A 16884-nucleotide genomic window follows, 5' to 3' on the forward strand; every position below is an offset into this window, starting at 1 on the left:
GGCGGGGTGAACGTCAGGCGTCGGCGTCCGGGCCTTGTGGCTGCAGGGGAATCGTGACGGTGAAGGTCGTGCCGGCGCCGGGGCTGGAATCCACCTGGATCGTGCCGCCGTGTTTCTGCACGATGCTGGCGTACGCCATGCTCAGTCCCTGGCCGGTGCCCTTGCCGACCTCCTTCGTGGTGAAGAAGGGGTCGAAGATGCGCAGCCGGGTTGCCTCGTCCATGCCGGTGCCGTCGTCGCTGACCGCGATCTCGACCGTGGACGGCGTGCGTGTGGTGCGGATCGTGATGTGTCCCAGGCCGCCCTCGCGCCGGGCCGAGGCCGCCTCGATGGCGTGTGCGGCGTTGACGATCAGGTTGAGGATGACCTGCTTGAACTCACCCTCGTAGCAGGACACCAGGCCCACGTCGTCGCCCAGGTCGAGCGTGAGTTCCGCGTGGTACTTCCACTCGTTGCGGGCGACCTGGGCGGTGCTCTCCACCGCACGGTTGATGTCGACGTCGCCGCGTCCGTGCCCGGGGTGGGAGAAATCCTTCATGGCGCGCACGATCTGCGCCACCCGGCTGAGCCCTTCGAGCGACTCGGTGATCGCGGTCGGGACCTCGGCGAGCAGGAACTCGAGATCGACGTCGCGCAGCCGCTGGGCGAAATCCTCGTCGATCGCGGCGAAGCGGGTTTGCGCGTCCTGCACCAGCTCCACGATCTGGCCGAACGTCTGCTCGATGAAGCGGGTGTTGTCCGAGACGAACTGGATCGGCGTATTGATCTCGTGGGCGATGCCGGCGGCGAGCTGACCGATGGCCTCCAGCCGATTGGCCTGATTGAGGTGGCGCTCGAGGTCGCCGATCCGCGTGACGTCGGCGCCGATGCCGATCACCCCGCCCGCCTCGGGTTGCGGCAGCACACTCATCAGGATGGTGCGGGGCGGGCCGTCCGGCCCGGTCACCGTGACATGGTGGTCGACTACGGGGTTGTTGCTGGCCAGCACCTGGGCTTCGAGTTCGGTGAGGATGGACCCGAGGTCATCGCCGGCGCTGATGTCGCTCTCCAGCTTGCCGGTGAGGTCGGTGCCCGCGGCGAGCCCGCGCATGGCCAGGAACGCGGCATTGTGTCCCTGATAGAACCCGCGGGCATCTTTCCAGAAGATCAGATGCGGGATCGAGGAGATCACACCGGTCAGAACGGCCTTCTCCACCGACAGCTCGTGCGCCAGCGCCTCGGCCTGTTCCTTGGCGGCGAGGCTGGCCTGTTCGGCGTTGCGACGGGTGGTGACGTCGCGTTCGATGGTGACCCAGCGGACGATGTCGTCGTCGTCGACGACGCGGTAGAGCGCGACGCGCAGCCAGCGGCGCCGGCCGTCCTTGGTGCGGGTCTCGAACTCGGGGAGCACCTGTGACCCCAGCCCGATCAGGGCCTCGGCGTCCACGTCCGGCACGTCGTCGGCGCCGAGCATGTGCACTCGCTCGCGGCCCTCGCACTCGGCGAGGGTGTAGCCGCTCAGCTCGGTGAACGCGTCGTTGACCCACTCGATGCGGCCTTCGGCGTCGGAGATGACGACGGCGTCCTCCATGTGCCGGGCGACCTGGGCCAGCCGAGTCGCGTCCCGGGTGGCCCGGCGCAGCTCTTCCTGTGTCCGCACCGCCGCGGTCTCGTCGGTGAGTGTCAGGACGGCGCGGGCGGCGCCATGACCCAGTACGCGAGCGACTTGCATCCGCCACCAGCGTGGCCCGTGCCGGGTCTCGATCTCACGGCAGGACGCGGAACGGCTGGGCTGTCCGGCCAGCACGCGCCTGGCGTCGGCGGCGGCTTCGCGCATGAGCTCGCCCGCCCCGTCGGTGCTACCGGCGGCGACGGCGAAGAAGCCGATCTCGTCCGGAAAGCCGTGGGACAGCCGGGCGAGCATCGCGCTCCACGCCTGGTTGGTGTCGATGATCCGGCCGTCGTCATCGAGGATGCACAGCCCGGCGTCGATCGAGTCGGTGACCGCGCGCAGAAGCTGCTCGGTCGCCTGGATGCGCTCGGTGCGCTCGGCGAGCCGCCGCTGCAGCATCGCATTCCGTTGCCAGGTCGCCAACGCGGCGCTGTCCGGCTCACCCGCCGTGCGTCGCTCGGCAGCCGTGACGAGCGCCTCGATGGTGCGTCGCTGTTCCTCGACGGTCCGCCGCAGCTCGTCTGTCGACTGCGCGGCGAGCGCCATGCCGGTATCCACTGTGTCGGCTCCTCAGCTGAACGCCACCGCGACCAGGGTCTGGTTCATGTGCATGCCGTTGAACTGCTCGCCGTAGGTGCTGAAGCCCACCACGTTGTGCTCGGCGAGGAAGCCACCGACCCGGTCGGCGAGCTCGTGCTCCTCGAACTCCAGCCGCCGCAGAATGCAGTCGAACGCGAGCATCCCGCCGATCCGGCCGAGGTCGGCCTCGACCGCGGCGAATTGATGCTCGAGCTTCTCGATCATGCCCATCGGGCGCCCTACTCGCAGGACGTCGCCCACGTCGACCCGGGCGAACATGCTCAGCGTGCCGTCGGAGTTCGTAGCGGCGATGCTGCGGACCCAAGCGGATCCCGCCGCGTTCAGCAGCAAAGGGTGCTTGCCGTAGATGGTGGGGTTCAGTCCGGCGACCGGCAGGCCGACCGCTTCCGCGTACGCCGGTGCGGCTGGTCGCCCGTTGAAGGCTCGGATGATGCGCCGGTCGGGATCGACGTCGGTCGCGATCAGGATGGTGTCGGTCGCCTCATGATGCTGGAGGCGGATCAGCCGGAACGGCGCATCGGTGCAGACAATGGCGACCGACGCGAGGTTCGCCGTGAACGTGCCGTCGTGGTAGACGGCCGTGTGCCGGAAGCTCAGGTCGTCGCCGGCCGAGCCGCCGATGATCGGCACGTCGCCCAGAGCGGCCATCAGATTCGCGGCGAGGAGGTCCTCGTTGCGGGTGAGCCCGTCGGTGAGCAGGATCGCGAAGCTCTCGCTGTCGCCGACCTCGGAACGCGCTTCTGCCAGGTCTGCCGCCGCCCGCTCGACAGCGCCGGGCGCGTCGTCCAGGGGGCCGAGGGTGACGGTGCGGACTCGCAGGCCACCGGTCAGGGCAACGGCGCAGATGCCGGTACGGTCGTATCCTGTCGGTCCGATGTTTCCCGAGCTGGTGCAGCCGATGACGCGGTCGTCGAAGTGGTGCTTCAGCGCGCGTGCCACGGGGTCCAGGTCGTAGCCCGGTGCGACGAAGACCGCGTACAGGTCGGCCCGGGTGCCGAGGGCGGCGGCGATCTCCGCGACGGCGGCGGCCGGGTCGGGCTGGTGCGAGTCAGCGGATGCCACGATCGTGTGATGACCGGTGCGGGATGCTGTCAGCGTCGACATGTGTACCTCCGGGTTTCGCCGTGGTCCCCGCAGTTCCCTTCGGCCGTAGCCACGCGAGGTTGAGGACATTTCGGAACATGGCTGGACCGGACGGACATATGCTTCTCCCCGTGGCCGAGCGCATCTTGATGGTCGACGACGAGCCGAGGATCCTCGACGGATTGCGGCGAACCCTCCACGGCCGCTACGGGATCGACCCGGCCACATCCGGAGCCGAGGGGCTGACCCGCATCGCCGACGCCGCGGAGCCGTACTCCGTGATTGTCTCGGACATGAAGATGCCCGGCATGGACGGGGCCGAATTCCTCGCCCGGGCCAGGGCGGCCAGCCCCGACTCGGTGCAGATCATCCTCAGCGGCCAGGCGGAACTGACCTCGACCATCGCCGCGGTCAACGAGGGCAACCTTTTCCGGTTCCTCACCAAACCGTGCGAGCCCACCGACCTCACCCGGGCGCTGGACGCGGCGCTGGAGCAGCACCGCCTGGTGATGGCCGAGCGCGAGTTGCTGCAACGGACTCTCGACGGCGCGGTCGAGCTGCTCACCGACTTGATGAGAGCGACCAACCCGTACGCCGCGATGCGCACCGAGCGACTGCGCATGCTCGTCGACGCGGTTGCCCCCGCCGACGCGTGGGAGCCTCGCATCGCCGCGATGCTCGGGCAGGTCGGCCTGATGGCCATCCCCGAGCCGGTTCTGGCTCAGGTGCGAAGCGGTGAGCCGCTGGACGCCGAGAACGAGGAGCTGTTCCGCAGTCACCCGCGGCTGGCGTACGACCTGATCCGGCGCATTCCCCGGTTGGAGCGTGTTGCCGATTGGGTAGCCGCGCAGCCCGTCGTCTTCGGCGAGAAACCGCCCGCGGACATGGACTACGACCAGGCACCCTACGCCACGGCTGTCGCGTTCCTGGCCGGCGTGGAAGGCGGCCGGTCGGCGGGTCAGGTCGCGGGCAGCCTGACCGCGTACCCGAAGGCTCTGGTCGACCGTGTCGTGCAGGTCTTCGCCACCGCGCAGGTCCGCAAACCCCGACGAGTGACGGGCGCCGAACTCATGGTGGGCATGGTCGTCGATCAGGACGTGCTGACCGCCAACGGGCTCGTCCTTCTCCGCCGGGGCGAAGTGCTCAGCGAGTCGATGGCGATCCGGCTCCGTCACTTCGCCGGCGGGGTCGGGTTGTCCGAACCCATCTCCGTGCTCGTGTGAGCAGGCGCGGTCATAGCCGAACGTGGGACCGGCTTCTTTCGCGCGTCGCTGCGAGCTTGTGGAGCAGGTCGGCGGCGGTGAAGGGCTTCTCGAGGAAGGCGATGTCCTCGTCGAGGATGCGGGTCGTGCCGAGCAGGCCGTTGCTGTAGCCGGACATGTAGAGCACGGGAAGGCCGGGCTGGCGTTCGTGCAGCAGTTCGGCCAGGCGTCGTCCGGAGATCCCGGGAAGGATCACGTCGGTGAGCAGGGCGTCGCAGCCGTGTTCTTCGTACAAGGCAAACGCTTCCGTGGCATCGGCGGCGGTGAGCACGTGGTATCCGGCGCCGGTGAGGATGCGGGTGGTCACACGGGCGAGAGCTGGTTCGTCCTCGACGACGAGCACCGTGCTGCCGTCTCCTCGCGGCGGCGGCGTAGCCGGCACGGGCGAGGATGCGGTCGTGTCGGCCGCTGTGGTCACCAGTGGAAGGTAGATCCGGAAGGTGGTGCCGATGCCCGGCTCCGAGTACACGTTGACGCTGCCTCCGGCTTCGGTCACGATGCCGTAGACGGTGGCAAGGCCCAGTCCGGTGCCTTGGCCCTGGGGCTTGGTGGTGTAGAACGGTTCGAACATCCGCGCCGCGGTTTCCGGCGACATCCCCTCGCCGGTGTCGCTGACCAGCAGGCGGGCGTAGGTGCCGGCGGGCAAGGGTGGTTGCATGTCGACTTCGTCGCCGTCCAGGGTGGCGCAGTTGGCCTCCAGCACCAGCGTGCCGCCCTCGGGCATCGCGTCGCGGGCGTTGACTGCCAGGTTCAACAGCACCTGCTGGAGTTGGCCGGGATCGGCGCGCACGGTCACCGGCTCCGGTGAGGGCACAGCGATCAGGTCGATGTGCTTGCCGATGGTTCGCTCCAACATGTTCTGAACTTCGGTCACCGCTGCGTTGAGGTCCACGTCCTGAGGCTGGATGGCCTCCGCGCGCGTGAAGGTCAGCAGCTGCCGGGTCAGGTTGGTGGCCCGCTCCACCGCCGTACGTACCTGAGTCAGGTCGGCCTGAACGTCCGGCCGGTCAGTGGTCTGCTCCGCCACGAACTCGGTGTAGTTGGCGATGATCGCCAGGATGTTGTTGAAGTCATGGGCGACGCCGCCGGCCAGCTTGCCGAGACTCTCCATGCGCTGTGCCTGATTGCTACGTTCCTCGATGGCGCGCCGGCGTTCGGTGGCCTCCTTCGCCGCGGTGACGTCACGGGCGACGGCCGAGGCCCCGATGACGGCGCCGGCCTGATCCTTGATCGGCGTGATGCTCAGCGCGACGTCGACCAGTGTCCCGTCCTTGCGCAGCCGCCGCGTCTCGTACGCGATGCCACGCTCACCTCGCCTGACCCGGGCGAGCACGTCCTGCTGCTCACCGGATCCCGCCTCGTCGGCCAACATGGTCGCGAGCCGGCCGAGAACCTCGTCGGCCTTGTACCCGAACAGGCGTTCCGCGCCACCGTTCCACGCCGTGATGATTCCTTCCGGAGTGACGCCCACGACCGCGTCGTCGGTATGTTCGACCACGGTCGCCAGGGTGGCGCGATGAGCCTCAGCGGCGTCGCGGGCGGCGCGTTCCCGAGCGTCGGCTTCGTCCAGCCGCCGCTGGCCCCACGGGTCGACGTAGATGGCGCCCTTGCCGAGCAGGACGCCGTATCCCCGGCGCAGCGTCCAGTAATAGACGCCCACGGCGGCGGTGAAGAGGTCCCACAGCGCCGAGGACCATGGCCATCCGGTGCCGTCCGTGTGTGTCAGGTGAGCGGCCGGAACCTGCATGACTGTCCGGTAGGCCATGACCGCGTGCAGACCGTGGCCGACCGCGCAACTGAAGAAGATCAACGCGGTGGCGGTGGCGAGCCTGTTGCTGCGCAGTTGTCCGGCCCGGGCGACCGGTACCACGATCGCCACCGTGATTGCCGCATAGGCGGCCATGATCACCAGATTGCCCAGTAGATAGATCTGGTCCGGCATACCCCTCCGATCGGACAACCGCCCTGCAACCTGAGGGAGCCGCCCGTCCCTCCCCCGGTTCCGCGCTACGCAACGCGCGTCCGGCTTTACATTTCGGTCGTATTGCGAGGCTGGCGGAGGAATCGAAGAGGTTCGGGCGCAGGGTGTCAGTACGTGAAGCGGGACAGGCTGCCCTGCAGCGCGCTCGCGACGCGGGCGAGGTCGTCCGAGGTTTGTGCGGTGTTGGCGGCCGCGTTGGTGGTTTCCGATGCGGCGGCAGCGACCGCGGCGATGCTTTCGCTGATCTGGGACGCGCCGGTCGCGACCTCGTTGACGTTGCGGCTCATCTCGCTGGTGGTCGCCGTCTGTTCCTCGACGGCGGCGGCGATGGACGACTGGGTCACGTTGATCTGTTCGATGATCTGGCTGATGTCCTCGATGGCCACGACCGCCGCCTCGGAGTCGTCCTGGATCGCCGCGACACGGGTGGAGATGTCCTCGGTGGCGCGGGCGGTCTGCTGCGCCAGCTCCTTGACCTCACCGGCGACGACGGCAAAGCCCTTGCCGAGCTCACCGGCCCGGGCCGCTTCGATGGTGGCGTTGAGGGCCAGCAGGTTCGTCTGTTCCGCGATCGAGGTGATCAGCTTGACCACCTCGCCGATCTCGTTGGACGACGCGCCCAGCTTGTTGAGGATCTCGCCGGCCCTCGCCGAAGCCGTCACCGCTCCCGCGGCAACGCCGGCCGCGCTGGTGGTCGACCGGGCGATCTCACTGATGGACGCTCCGATCTCGTCCGACCCGGCCGCGATCGTGCTGATGTTCACGCTGATCTGTTCCGTTGCCGAGGACGCCGAGTGGGCCTGCGCGGACGACCGGTCGGCGGACTCGTTGACCAGCGCCGCAACAGCTGCGAGTTCTTCGGACGACGAGGCGAGCGTGTCCACGTTGCCGCCGATATCCCGCATCGCGCCGCTGATGCGGTCCAGCGCTGTGTTCAGCGCTCCGCCCATCCGCCCGACTTCGTCGGTGGTGTCCACCGGTAGCCGGCCGACGAGTTCACCCTCGGCGACCCGCTCCAGGACCGCCACCGCACGGCCGAGTGGCCGGGCCACCGCCCGACTGATGACGACCACGATGATCGCCGACAGGATGACCGCGGCCACGACGATGACGATGACGATCGTGGTGGCCCGGGCGGCTGCGGTATCGGACTCGCGTTGCGTCTGGACCGCGGAGGCTTCCTCCAACTGGATCAGCTCCGCCAGTGCCTTGTCTGTGGCGTCGAGGAAGGGTTGCGCTTCCGAGCCGCGCACCGCGACGAACCGGGCCACGTTATTCGCGAGCGCGAGGGGGATGAGCTTCTCGTCGCGTACCTTCCGGTAGCCGGCCAGACCTTGCTCGAGCGCCGCGACCTGAGTCTCGCGGCCTTCCACACCGGTCGACTTGTAGTCGGCGAAATTCGTGTCGACCTGACTGTCCAGAGCCCGCATCTTGTCCTGGGTCGCATCCATGCCGGCCCGGTCGGCGATGATCAGCAGATTGACCAGCTGGAACCGGATCTGAACGACTGCGGTACCGGTCGCACCGATGTACCCGACGGCCTTCAGGTTGGCGGCGTACATGTCCTTCATCCGGTCGTTGGCCGCCTGCACCTGCAGGACACCGATGACACCGATGACAACAGCCAGCGCGCACACGATCGCGAAACTGAAGACCAACTTGCCGGCCACCCGAAGGTTCCTCAGCTGGGCCAGCGGGCCTCGGGCCGGTGACGCCGCGGCAACATCGACCACCATGATCTGCTCTCCGTCTGTCGCGCCCCGGACGGTCCTCCTGAGGCCCTTCGGAACGTATAACAGCGGCATGCACGGAAAGGGTGGAAACGCGAACCTCGATGGCGGACCGGAAGATTAGTAGCATGTTGAAGGCATCGGTCCTAAGATTGGCGTCGAACGCGCCTGTTACTCCAGAGGAATCTGAGGCTCCTGAACGCTTTCGGCGCGCAGCGAACACTCCTTATTGGACAGGGCCTGGCGCGGGCCGGGGTCCGCGCCTCGGCGCCCTGAAGCTGTCACTCAACGAGGTGGACCAGCGCCTGTTCGGCGGTGGCCTGTCCGCACCGGTCGCGCCGCGCCGCTGATCGGCGGCGCGGCGGACGCGGTTCCGGTCAGCTGCAGGTCTTGCCCTTGTTGATGCAGGTGGCGATCTTCTGCATGCTGCGGTCGGAGTTGACGTTGATGAAGTCGTTGTGGTCGGAGAACGGGTTGTGGTCCTCCTCCGGGAAGGAATCCAGCGCGAACTGGCCCTTGGTCTGCACGTCGCGGGGAATGTCGTACGAGATGGTGATGCGCAACTGCGGGATGGCCACGAAGCCCTGCTTGCAGGCGCCGGTCGCCGCGTCGGCGAAGGCCAGGTGGTCGCGATGGTTGGTGCTGTCGATGTTCTTGCCGTCCCAGCAGCCCGGGAAGTCCTGCACGCGCTGGACCTGACTGCCGGCCGGGCAGATCGGGTACTTGTCGGCGAGCCGATCGGTGAAGCCGGAGCAGGTCCAGGTGGCGCGGGCGTTGGCCGGGCCGCGGCTGGTCGGCTTGGCGTCACCGGTGAGCGCCCGCAGGAACTTCGGCATGGGTACGACCTTGCTGGTGGCGTTGCCGCGGTACTCGATCAGCACTGCTGCGGGCCGGACGATGCCGCCGGTGTTGTTCGGGAGCTCGAGGTTCGGGCCCTGCGGGTCGGGCAGCGCGGCCGGAGCGCTGGGGGTGGCCGCTCCGCCGTCCTGGCCGCCCTGACCGGTCGAGGGTTGGCCGGTCGAGGGTTGGCCGGTCACCGTGCAGCCGGCCAGCGCCTCGAGTCCCTGCGGGCGGGCGGCGCCGCGGGAGATGGCGATGCCGATGCGGTCGAGGACGGCCGTTCGCTTGGCCTTCAGCGGACCGAGGATGGCGTTGTCGACGAAGTTCTTGCCGCCCTGTCCGCGGGTGGTGACCAGGCGCTCGTTGGCCTCGGACAGTTGCCGGTCGAGCTCGGCGAGGTTGCGGTTGACCTCGTCGACGGCTCGGGCCGGAACGCCGGGCAGCTTGTCGCGTACGGTCGGGCACTGGATCTGTGCGGAGGCGGCCAAGCCGGCCCGCAGGTCGGCGGCAGTGTGCCGCATCCCGGCATGCATGCCTTCGTAGTTGGTGTCGCACTCCACGAGCGAGACCATGCCGGAGGTGCGTCCGCCGCCGGCAGTGGCGATGCTGTCGCTGATGCCCTTGATCAGCTCGGCGCGCTGCTGCCGCAGCTCGGCCAGGACAGCCGAGTTGAGGCGGGCATCGATGCGACCCTTGCCCGCTGCCATCCGCTCGTTGGCCGCGGCGTACCCACGGTCGAGGGCGGCCAGCCGGCTGTCGACGGCGCGCTTCGCAGCCGCCGGTACGGCAGGCAGCCGGTCGCGCACGCTGGGACACGTCACCCTCGGGGTTGTCGCGGCGAGGGCGCGCTGGGCTTCGGCCCCGGACCGGACGGTCTTGTCGATGCGGACGACCGGCCAGAAGTACGAGGACTTGTCGCCGTTGCGGCACGTGGTGCCGGAGGCGTCCAGGTCGGCGTTGGACGAGTTCGTGGTGATGGCCAGGTTGCCGATGAAGTCGTGCAGGTGCTCGGCGCCGTTCTTGATGCCGGGCTGCGCGACGGGGTTGTCGGGGCTGAACTTGCCGTTGCCGTTGGTGCCGCAGTCGACGGTGAAGGACCCCTTCGACGCCTGCGCGCCCGGCGCGGGGTTCCGCACGTTGGGCTGGACGTTCTGGATGGCGACGAACTGGTTCAGTTCGGTGGCCGCGTCAGCGGCGCCCTTACCGCCGCTGGAGACAAAGGTGGCCGTCAAGGCCCCGGATGCGGCGACGACCGCCACGGCCATGGCGATTCGTGCGGTGGGTGTGTGCATTCGCCCTCGTCGGCGTGGTGTGGTTCGCACGCTGTACTCCTTGTGGCTCGTCGGTGCGGGGGTGGCTCCGGTGGAGCCTCGCCACTCGCAGGTACGGGTGGCGCGACGTGGCAGACGGGTTCGAGGTGCTGGGGTAAGCGGTTGGTAAGAACTCCCGCGGCCACCTCAGGGAGACACGGCGAGGCACGCGGCGGACATGCGGGGGGATGAAGCCCGCGCGCGTACCTCGCCTGCTCTTCGGGTCTGTTTCGTAGCTGGGGCCTCGCCGTAGCCCCGCCCCAGCTACGAAACAGACCCAGGGCCTACCAGACGACCAGGCCCTCCATGCCGGATCCGTCGGCGAAGACGGGGAGGCCTTCGTTCTCGGTCTCCACGAGAGTGAGCTCGCCGTTCGGGCCGACCCGGAACCCCTCGATGGTGCCCGCGAGGGTGTTCTGCACGTACAGCAACGCGCCGTCAGCTGTGGCGGCCAGGTCGATCGGTCCTGCCCCCGGCGCCCGGGCCGGTTCGGCGTCCGGATCGTCCGCAGCGGCCGCCGCCGCGGCGGCTACCTCCGCGGCTGCCTTCGGTCCACCGGCGACGGCGATCACACCGTCCTTGCCGCCGAGGGTGACCTTCCCCCGGCCGTCGACGGTGTAGAGGCTGATGGTCGAGCTGCCGGGATTGGTGCCGTAGAAGAACTTTCCGGCGCGGGCGATCCAGCACAGCACCTGCTGGCCCGACTCCACCGACGGCGTGATGACGTCGAGGGTTCCGTTCCGGCGCAGCTCGTACGAGGTGACCCCGGACTTGGCGGCCTCGGTGACCAGCAGATTGCCGGCCCGGTCGAAGACGAACGAGAACGGCACGTCCCCGGTCGACCTGGTCGTCACCGGCTTGGCGGAGAGCCTGCCGTCGGGGGCCACCGCGAAGACCTCGATCGTGTTCTTGCTCTTCGTGGTGACCAGCAGGTGCCGGCCGTCGGGGCTGAAACCGACCTGCGGCGGGGAGTCGGTGAACAGCGGCACGGCAGCGTTGGTGATGCCCAGTTTCCGGGCCGAGCGGGCAAGCGGGCGCAGCCCGTCATGGCTCAGCCGGAAGCCGGTCACCTTCGTGGCACCGCCGGCGTTGAGGACGTACACGGTCCGGCCGGACACGGCGATGCTGACCGGGAAATCGCCGCCGGAGCTGACCGTGCGCGGGTGGGTGAGCTTGCCGTCTCGTACGCGGAAGGTGGTGACCGAGTTGCTGCCGGCGTTCACCGCGATCAGCAGGTTGCTCCGGCGGTCGAACACCAGGGACTCCTGCGACGCAAGCGGGTCGAACGGGTTGTCCTTCTGGGCGCCGCCGCGACCCCCGGTGGGGTACTCCCCGGCCGCCGTCAGCTTGCCGTCCGCCGCACGCCGGAAGGCCAGGATCGAGTTGCGGTGCGGGTCGTTCGACTGGACGAAGACCATCCCGCCGCGTTTGACCGCCGCGCCGCTCCTGGAGTGCTTGCCGGCCGGGTTCTCATGCGCCGAGGCGATTCCCGTGGAAACCCCACCGGCCGTCAGCAACAGGCCCACGGCCACGGCGATGCCAGTTCTCCTACGCATGTCTGCCCTACCTTCGACGAACGAACAGTGCATTGCGTCATCCGGTACGGGCACTGCCGCGAGGCTGGTTGAACAGCGCAGCCGGTCGTAAGGAGTGCGTAATTTCTGGCCGCGGCAGCCTTTCAGGCGGAGCGCTGCGCGGCGTCGCCGCTGCGGAGGCGGTCCAGTTCGGCGAGGTACATCGCCTGCATGCGGTCGTAGTGCCTGACCAGCAGCCCGACTTCCTCGGCGCTGTAGCCCTCGATGAGCCGGCCCGCCCGCTCGGCGAACCGCTCGTACGGTCGTTCCAGCTCGGCGATCCGTTCCGGCCGCAGGGTGACGATCACCCGGCGCCGGTCAGCCGGGTCGCGTTCGGCCGTGACGTAGCCGGCCTGCTGGAGCCGGCGGAGCATGCTGGTCACGGCGCCGGTGGTGAGGTTGGTCCGCTCGGCGACCTGACCCGCGGTGGCGGATCCGGCGTCCGCCAGGAAGTCCAGGCACTCCAGGTCGCTCACGGTGAGGCCGAGGCGGTCCGCGATGGCGTACCGGAACACCATGGCCAGCCGCGAGGTCTCCCGCCCGGCACGCATGAGGTCGGCGATCGCGGGCGTACGGGCCGGCTCGTGGGACATGCCGCAATCATGCCTCCGGTACGGTGACCCGGTGTAGCCGAGGTAACACGCGCGTCAGCACCCAGTGCGGTGCCGCCGCGCCCCCGGTGAGGCGGCGCATCAGCCCAGCGGCGGTGTCGACGGCGCGGAAAGCGTAGGGCACCATCTCGTCCTGGTAGCCGGCGATGGCCTCCTCCACGGACATGCCGCCCGCCCGGGCTTCGACAAGCCTCTCGCCGAGCAGGGCGGCGTCGCGAAGCGCGGTGTTGCCGCCGTGAGCGCCGAACGGCGGCATGGCGTGTACGGCGTCGCCCATCATCGTCGCCCGGGGCACCGCCCACCGCTGCGGGCGCCGGCCGGTGACGAAGTGGTTGAGTACCGTGGCGTCCAGCTCGGCCGTCTCGACCAGCCGCCGGATGAGCGGGTGGAAGTCCGTGCTCATCCGGGCGGCCAGCTCCCGCAGCGCCAGCAGGTTCCCGCGGACGCCGGCGGGCACCTCCTCCCGCCGCAACAACAGCCCCCACATGACGTAGTCGTTGCCGGTGGGCGCGTAGCTGCCCGGGGCCATGCGTGCGAACGCCTCCCGCGGGCTCTCGCCGAACCGCATGGAGGTGAAGAAGAAGGCGCGCCCCGGACTGTCGGCGATGGCCAGAACCCCGCTGGTACGCAACGCGTCCGGGATGATGCTCTCGCCGTTCTGCCGCAGGGGCGTCCGGCCGTAGACGCCCGCCATCGGAGTGTTCGCCGGGCCCGCGTCCGGCATGAGCTGAGCGCGCAGGTCCGAGCCGACGCCGTCCGCGCCCACGACGACGGTCGCCGCGACGGCCCCGCCATCGGCGAACCGCAGCCGCAGCCCGGCCGGGCCGCCGTTGTCCACCGCGACGGCGGCCTTGCCGTAGTGGATGCGCCCGTCCAACCCGGACATCAGGATCGACCGCAGGGTCAGCCGGTCGACCTGGCGGGTCGCGTTCGGCTCGATCTTGAAATTGATGGTGAAGGCGTTCCGCAGCCGGCTGTCGGTGAAGCGCAGGTGCCCGCCGGGCTCGTCGCCGGTGGCCAGCGCCAGGCGGTACAGCGGGCGGGGCAGGCTCTCGCGCAGCGCCTCCAGCCCGTACCGGTCGAGAATGATCCGATAGCCCTGCTGCCGGACGAAGGGCCCCGGATCCCGCTCGTAGACGTGCACGTCGATGCCGGCGCGCATCAGGTACTGGGCGAGGCAAAGGCCGGAGAGGCCGGCGCCGGAGATTGCCACCGAGAAGTCGGTCGATATGCCCATGCGGTTATCTTAATGACTAAGATGATTCCGGCAAGGCAACCGGCATGCCACAGTCCGCCCTGTCGCCCGGCCACGCCCGTGAGCAACTCGGCGATCTGGCCAAACTCGTCATGGCGGTCGACGGGCGCCGGGAGATTCCCGACGCCCGCGCTCGTCTCGGCCATGAGCTCGCGGACTGCCTGTGGTCGGTCCTCGTGCTCGCCGACCGTTACGGTGTCGACCTGGCGGACGAGTTCTCCCGGATGACCGACGGCATCGAGTCAGCGCTGCAGTCCTGAGAGTCGGTGAGCCGGGCTGCCTTCGCGGTAGAAGACGTAGCCGCCGTGGTGCAGGATGTCGCCTTCGAAGTGGCCGTCGGCGGTGAAGCCGGTGTCGTCCCAGTAATAGATGTCGGCGCCGGTCACCTCGTAGCGGCCGGTGTAGGCGCTGGACCGGCGGCCGCGGGCCTCGTCGTAGCGGCCGCTGGGCAGTAGTTCCTGGCGGATGTGGTTGTCGGCGGTCACCCACATGCCGACGTACGGGTTGTCGGGCATCTCAGCCTCGCTGGCGGGTCGGGCGGACGATGATCTCGTTGACGTCGACGTCCGGCGGCTGGTTGACGGCGAAGGAGATCGCGCGGGCGATGGCGTCCGGGGGGATCGAGTTGCGGCGGTACTCCTTCATCGCGTCGCGGGCTATCGGGTCGCTGATCGTCTCGGCCAGTTCCGACTCGACGACGCCGGGCGTGATCGTGGTGACCCGCAGGCTGGGGTCGGACTCGAGGCGCAGGCCCTCGGTGATCGCCCAGGCCGCGAACTTCGTCGCCGAGTACACCGCGGAGGTCGGCACGACCTCGTGCGCGCCGACCGAGGCGACGGTGATCAGGTGGCCGCTGCCCTGACGCTGGAAGACCGGCAGCGCGGCCGCGACGCCGTGCAGCAGGCCGCGCACGTTGACGTCCAGCATGCGGTCCCATTCGTCGACCAGCAGCGCGTCGAGCCTCGACAAGGGCATGAGGCCCGCGTTGTTGATCAGCACGTCGGCCCGGCCGAACTCGGTCACCGCACCGGCGACGAATGCCGTGACATCGGCCCGATCGGTCACGTCGAGAGGTCGTACGCGAATGTTGTTGTTCTGACCGGCCAGCGCGGCGAGGCGGTCCTGGCGGCGGGCGCCCGCGACCACGTGATGCCCCTCGCCGGCCAGGCGCAGCGCGACGGCCTCGCCGATGCCGCTGCTCGCACCCGTGACCAGAACAACCTTGGGAGTGGATTCCATGAGACCCACCCTCCGCGTTCCGTTCGCGGCCAGGCAGGGTGAGTCACACCCAGGTTAGGTTGGAATCATGGACGGCATCTCTCCGCTCGGCGCTTTCCTGCGGGCCCGGCGCGAGCTGACCAGCCCGGAACAGGCCGGGGTGACCTCGTCGGGCCGGCGCCGCACCCCCGGCCTGCGCCGCGAAGAGGTGGCCCAGTTGTCCGGCGTCAGCACCGACTACTACACCCGGCTGGAGCAGGGCCGCGAGCAGCACCCCTCGGGCCAGGTGCTGGACGCGCTGGCCCGCACCCTGCGGCTCGATCCCGAGGAGACGGCGCACCTGCACCGGCTGGCCCGCATCGATCGCGGTCGCGTCGACCGGACCGTACGCGAGACCGTCCGGCCCAGCCTGCTGCGCCTGATGCAGGGCTGGCTGCACACGCCCGCTCTGATCGTCAACCGCAGGATGGACGTGCTGGGGGCCAACCCGCTCGGGCGCGCCCTGTTCGCCCGGGTCTTCGAGCAGGACGAGCCCAACCTCGTACGGTTCGTCTTCCTCAGCCCGCATGCCCGTTCCTTCTATCCCGACTGGGAGCAGATCGCGCAGTCGAGTCTGGGCGCGTTGCGCGCCGCGTCCGGCGGGCTCGACGAAGCCGGACTGGTCGACGAGTTCTCCGCGAGAAGTCGCGAGTTCCGCCGTCTGTGGGCACGGCACGACGTACGGGGAAAGTCTCACGAGGCGAAGCGGCTGCGCCATCACGAGGTTGGCGAGCTGACCCTCGCGTACGACTCGCTCACCGTCGACGGCGCGGGCGGCCAGCAACTCATCGTCTACCAGGCCGAGCCCGGCAGCGCCTCGGCCCAGGCCCTGGCCCTGCTGGGGACCGTGGCCGCCGACCTGCCCGACGTCAGGGCCAGTCACATCGGCCGATCGGAGGGGACGAGGCGATGATCGGCTATTTCCATGGGCGACGGACCGTCCGCAACCCCTAGGAAGGAGCCATGACCAACGAGGTTGCCGTTCCCCTGCTGCCCTGCCCGTCGATCGACGACGTCATCGCCTTCTACCAGGTTCTCGGCTTCAGCACCACGTACAAGCAGCGCAAACCCTATCCCTGCGCAGGACTGCAACGGGAAGGCCTGCACCTGCAGTTCTTCGAGATCGCCGGGTTCGATCCGGAGCAGTCCTACGGCTCCTGTCTCGTGATCACTCCGGACATCACGGAACTGCACCGGGCTTTCGCGGCCGGCATGCGGGCCGCGTACGGGAAAATCCTGGTGTCGGGAGTGCCGCGGATGACCCGGCCCAGGGCTCGAAAGAACGCCGACGGGCTGGGCGGGTTCAGCGTCATCGACCCGGGCGGCAACTGGATCCGCGTCTTCCAGAAGCCCGCCACGACGGCCACGCCGGCGCTCTCGCCCGCCGGACGACTCGCCAAAGCGCTGGCGAACGCCGTCGTGCTCGCCGACTCCAAGGGTGACGCCCGTCAGGCCGTCCGCATTCTCGACAGCGCGTTGGCTCGCCCGCAGGCCGACGATGACCCTGTCACACATCTGGAGATCCTGGTGTACCGCGCGGAACTGGCGATGGCGCTGAACGACCGGGAAACCGCAACGGAGATGCTGGCCCGCGTCGAGCACATCACGCTGAACGCGGACGAGACCGCGAGGGCGGCACCGACCTTCGAGATCGCCGCCGACCTCGCAGCGGCGCTGCGATGAGCTCGTCGTGGCCGGGGTGATCGAAGACTATCCGACCCGCGATGAGG

Annotated in this window: 14 protein-coding genes; 4 read left to right on the forward strand and 10 right to left on the reverse strand. The window is 69.2% G+C overall.

The annotated features are described in order from the left end of the window. Window positions 1–13: 13 nt before the first annotated feature. Complete coding sequence (locus LXN57_RS32790) at window positions 14–2209, reverse strand: PAS domain S-box protein (RefSeq protein ID WP_251802073.1); 2196 nt, start codon at window positions 2207–2209, stop codon at window positions 14–16. 12 nt (window positions 2210–2221) lie between these two features. Then, complete coding sequence (locus tag LXN57_RS32795) at window positions 2222–3355, reverse strand: FIST N-terminal domain-containing protein (RefSeq protein ID WP_251802074.1); 1134 nt, start codon at window positions 3353–3355, stop codon at window positions 2222–2224. A 110-nt stretch (window positions 3356–3465) separates the two neighbouring features. On the opposite strand from LXN57_RS32795, the gene LXN57_RS32800 reads away from it, so the two are divergent. Continuing rightward, a complete protein-coding gene (locus LXN57_RS32800) occupies window positions 3466–4557 on the forward strand; it encodes a response regulator (RefSeq protein WP_251802076.1) in 1092 nt (363 codons plus the stop codon). Between the two features lie 10 nt (window positions 4558–4567). Here LXN57_RS32800 and LXN57_RS32805 read toward each other — a convergent pair whose 3' ends face one another. The 6 genes from LXN57_RS32805 to LXN57_RS32830 form a co-directional block, all read right to left on the reverse strand. Beyond that, window positions 4568–6538, reverse strand: a complete 1971-nt coding sequence (locus tag LXN57_RS32805; RefSeq protein ID WP_251802077.1) for a PAS domain S-box protein — start codon at window positions 6536–6538, stop codon at window positions 4568–4570. A gap of 146 nt (window positions 6539–6684) precedes the next feature. Then, window positions 6685–8313, reverse strand: a complete 1629-nt coding sequence (locus tag LXN57_RS32810) for a methyl-accepting chemotaxis protein (protein WP_251802078.1) — start codon at window positions 8311–8313, stop codon at window positions 6685–6687. A 371-nt stretch (window positions 8314–8684) separates the two neighbouring features. Then, complete coding sequence (locus LXN57_RS32815; RefSeq protein ID WP_251802079.1) at window positions 8685–10439, reverse strand: DUF1996 domain-containing protein; 1755 nt, start codon at window positions 10437–10439, stop codon at window positions 8685–8687. 302 nt (window positions 10440–10741) lie between these two features. Next, window positions 10742–12013 carry a lactonase family protein gene (locus LXN57_RS32820; protein WP_251802080.1) on the reverse strand — a complete coding sequence of 424 codons (1272 nt, stop codon included), beginning with the start codon at window positions 12011–12013 and terminating at the stop codon, window positions 10742–10744. Between the two features lie 122 nt (window positions 12014–12135). Beyond that, a complete protein-coding gene (locus tag LXN57_RS32825; protein ID WP_251802081.1) occupies window positions 12136–12624 on the reverse strand; it encodes a MarR family transcriptional regulator in 489 nt (162 codons plus the stop codon). A gap of 7 nt (window positions 12625–12631) precedes the next feature. Further along, on the reverse strand, window positions 12632–13879 hold the full coding sequence (locus LXN57_RS32830) for an FAD-dependent oxidoreductase (RefSeq protein ID WP_251802082.1): 1248 nt from the start codon (window positions 13877–13879) through the stop codon (window positions 12632–12634). 44 nt (window positions 13880–13923) lie between these two features. On the opposite strand from LXN57_RS32830, the gene LXN57_RS32835 reads away from it, so the two are divergent. Next, window positions 13924–14157 (forward strand): nucleoside triphosphate pyrophosphohydrolase family protein, encoded by a 234-nt coding sequence (locus LXN57_RS32835; RefSeq protein ID WP_251802083.1) that lies wholly within the window; start codon window positions 13924–13926, stop codon window positions 14155–14157. On the opposite strand, the gene LXN57_RS32840 is transcribed toward LXN57_RS32835, so the two are convergent. Next, the gene (locus tag LXN57_RS32840) at window positions 14140–14412 is read right to left on the reverse strand and encodes an Atu4866 domain-containing protein (protein WP_251802084.1); all 273 of its coding nucleotides are present in this window, start codon (window positions 14410–14412) and stop codon (window positions 14140–14142) included. The two genes, LXN57_RS32835 and LXN57_RS32840, sit on opposite strands and share 18 nt — an antisense overlap. A gap of 1 nt (window position 14413) precedes the next feature. Further along, window positions 14414–15136, reverse strand: a complete 723-nt coding sequence (locus LXN57_RS32845; RefSeq protein WP_251802085.1) for an SDR family oxidoreductase — start codon at window positions 15134–15136, stop codon at window positions 14414–14416. A gap of 67 nt (window positions 15137–15203) precedes the next feature. Between LXN57_RS32845 and LXN57_RS32850 the strand changes: the two genes are divergently transcribed. Next, the gene (locus LXN57_RS32850; RefSeq protein WP_251802086.1) at window positions 15204–16067 is read left to right on the forward strand and encodes a helix-turn-helix transcriptional regulator; all 864 of its coding nucleotides are present in this window, start codon (window positions 15204–15206) and stop codon (window positions 16065–16067) included. Between the two features lie 50 nt (window positions 16068–16117). Continuing rightward, complete coding sequence (locus LXN57_RS32855; protein ID WP_251802087.1) at window positions 16118–16837, forward strand: DUF8817 family protein; 720 nt, start codon at window positions 16118–16120, stop codon at window positions 16835–16837. Window positions 16838–16884: the final 47 nt, after the last annotated feature.

Source organism: Paractinoplanes hotanensis (assembly GCF_023717965.1).
Lineage (GTDB): Bacteria > Actinomycetota > Actinomycetes > Mycobacteriales > Micromonosporaceae > Actinoplanes > Actinoplanes polyasparticus.

Bases quoted from the DNA above. Each gene is read 5' to 3' on its own strand.
- LXN57_RS32830 (WP_251802082.1), bottom strand. From the start codon at position 13,879: ATGGGCATATCGACCGACTTCTCGGTGGCAATCTCCGGCGCCGGCCTC.
- LXN57_RS32855 (WP_251802087.1), top strand. From the start codon at position 16,118: ATGACCAACGAGGTTGCCGTTCCCCTGCTGCCCTGCCCGTCGATCGAC.
- LXN57_RS32835 (WP_251802083.1), top strand. From the start codon at position 13,924: ATGCCACAGTCCGCCCTGTCGCCCGGCCACGCCCGTGAGCAACTCGGC.
- LXN57_RS32845 (WP_251802085.1), bottom strand. From the start codon at position 15,136: ATGGAATCCACTCCCAAGGTTGTTCTGGTCACGGGTGCGAGCAGCGGC.
- LXN57_RS32850 (WP_251802086.1), top strand. From the start codon at position 15,204: ATGGACGGCATCTCTCCGCTCGGCGCTTTCCTGCGGGCCCGGCGCGAG.
- LXN57_RS32795 (WP_251802074.1), bottom strand. From the start codon at position 3,355: ATGTCGACGCTGACAGCATCCCGCACCGGTCATCACACGATCGTGGCA.
- LXN57_RS32820 (WP_251802080.1), bottom strand. From the start codon at position 12,013: ATGCGTAGGAGAACTGGCATCGCCGTGGCCGTGGGCCTGTTGCTGACG.
- LXN57_RS32810 (WP_251802078.1), bottom strand. From the start codon at position 8,313: ATGGTGGTCGATGTTGCCGCGGCGTCACCGGCCCGAGGCCCGCTGGCC.
- LXN57_RS32815 (WP_251802079.1), bottom strand. From the start codon at position 10,439: ATGCACACACCCACCGCACGAATCGCCATGGCCGTGGCGGTCGTCGCC.
- LXN57_RS32805 (WP_251802077.1), bottom strand. From the start codon at position 6,538: ATGCCGGACCAGATCTATCTACTGGGCAATCTGGTGATCATGGCCGCC.
- LXN57_RS32825 (WP_251802081.1), bottom strand. From the start codon at position 12,624: ATGTCCCACGAGCCGGCCCGTACGCCCGCGATCGCCGACCTCATGCGT.
- LXN57_RS32840 (WP_251802084.1), bottom strand. From the start codon at position 14,412: ATGCCCGACAACCCGTACGTCGGCATGTGGGTGACCGCCGACAACCAC.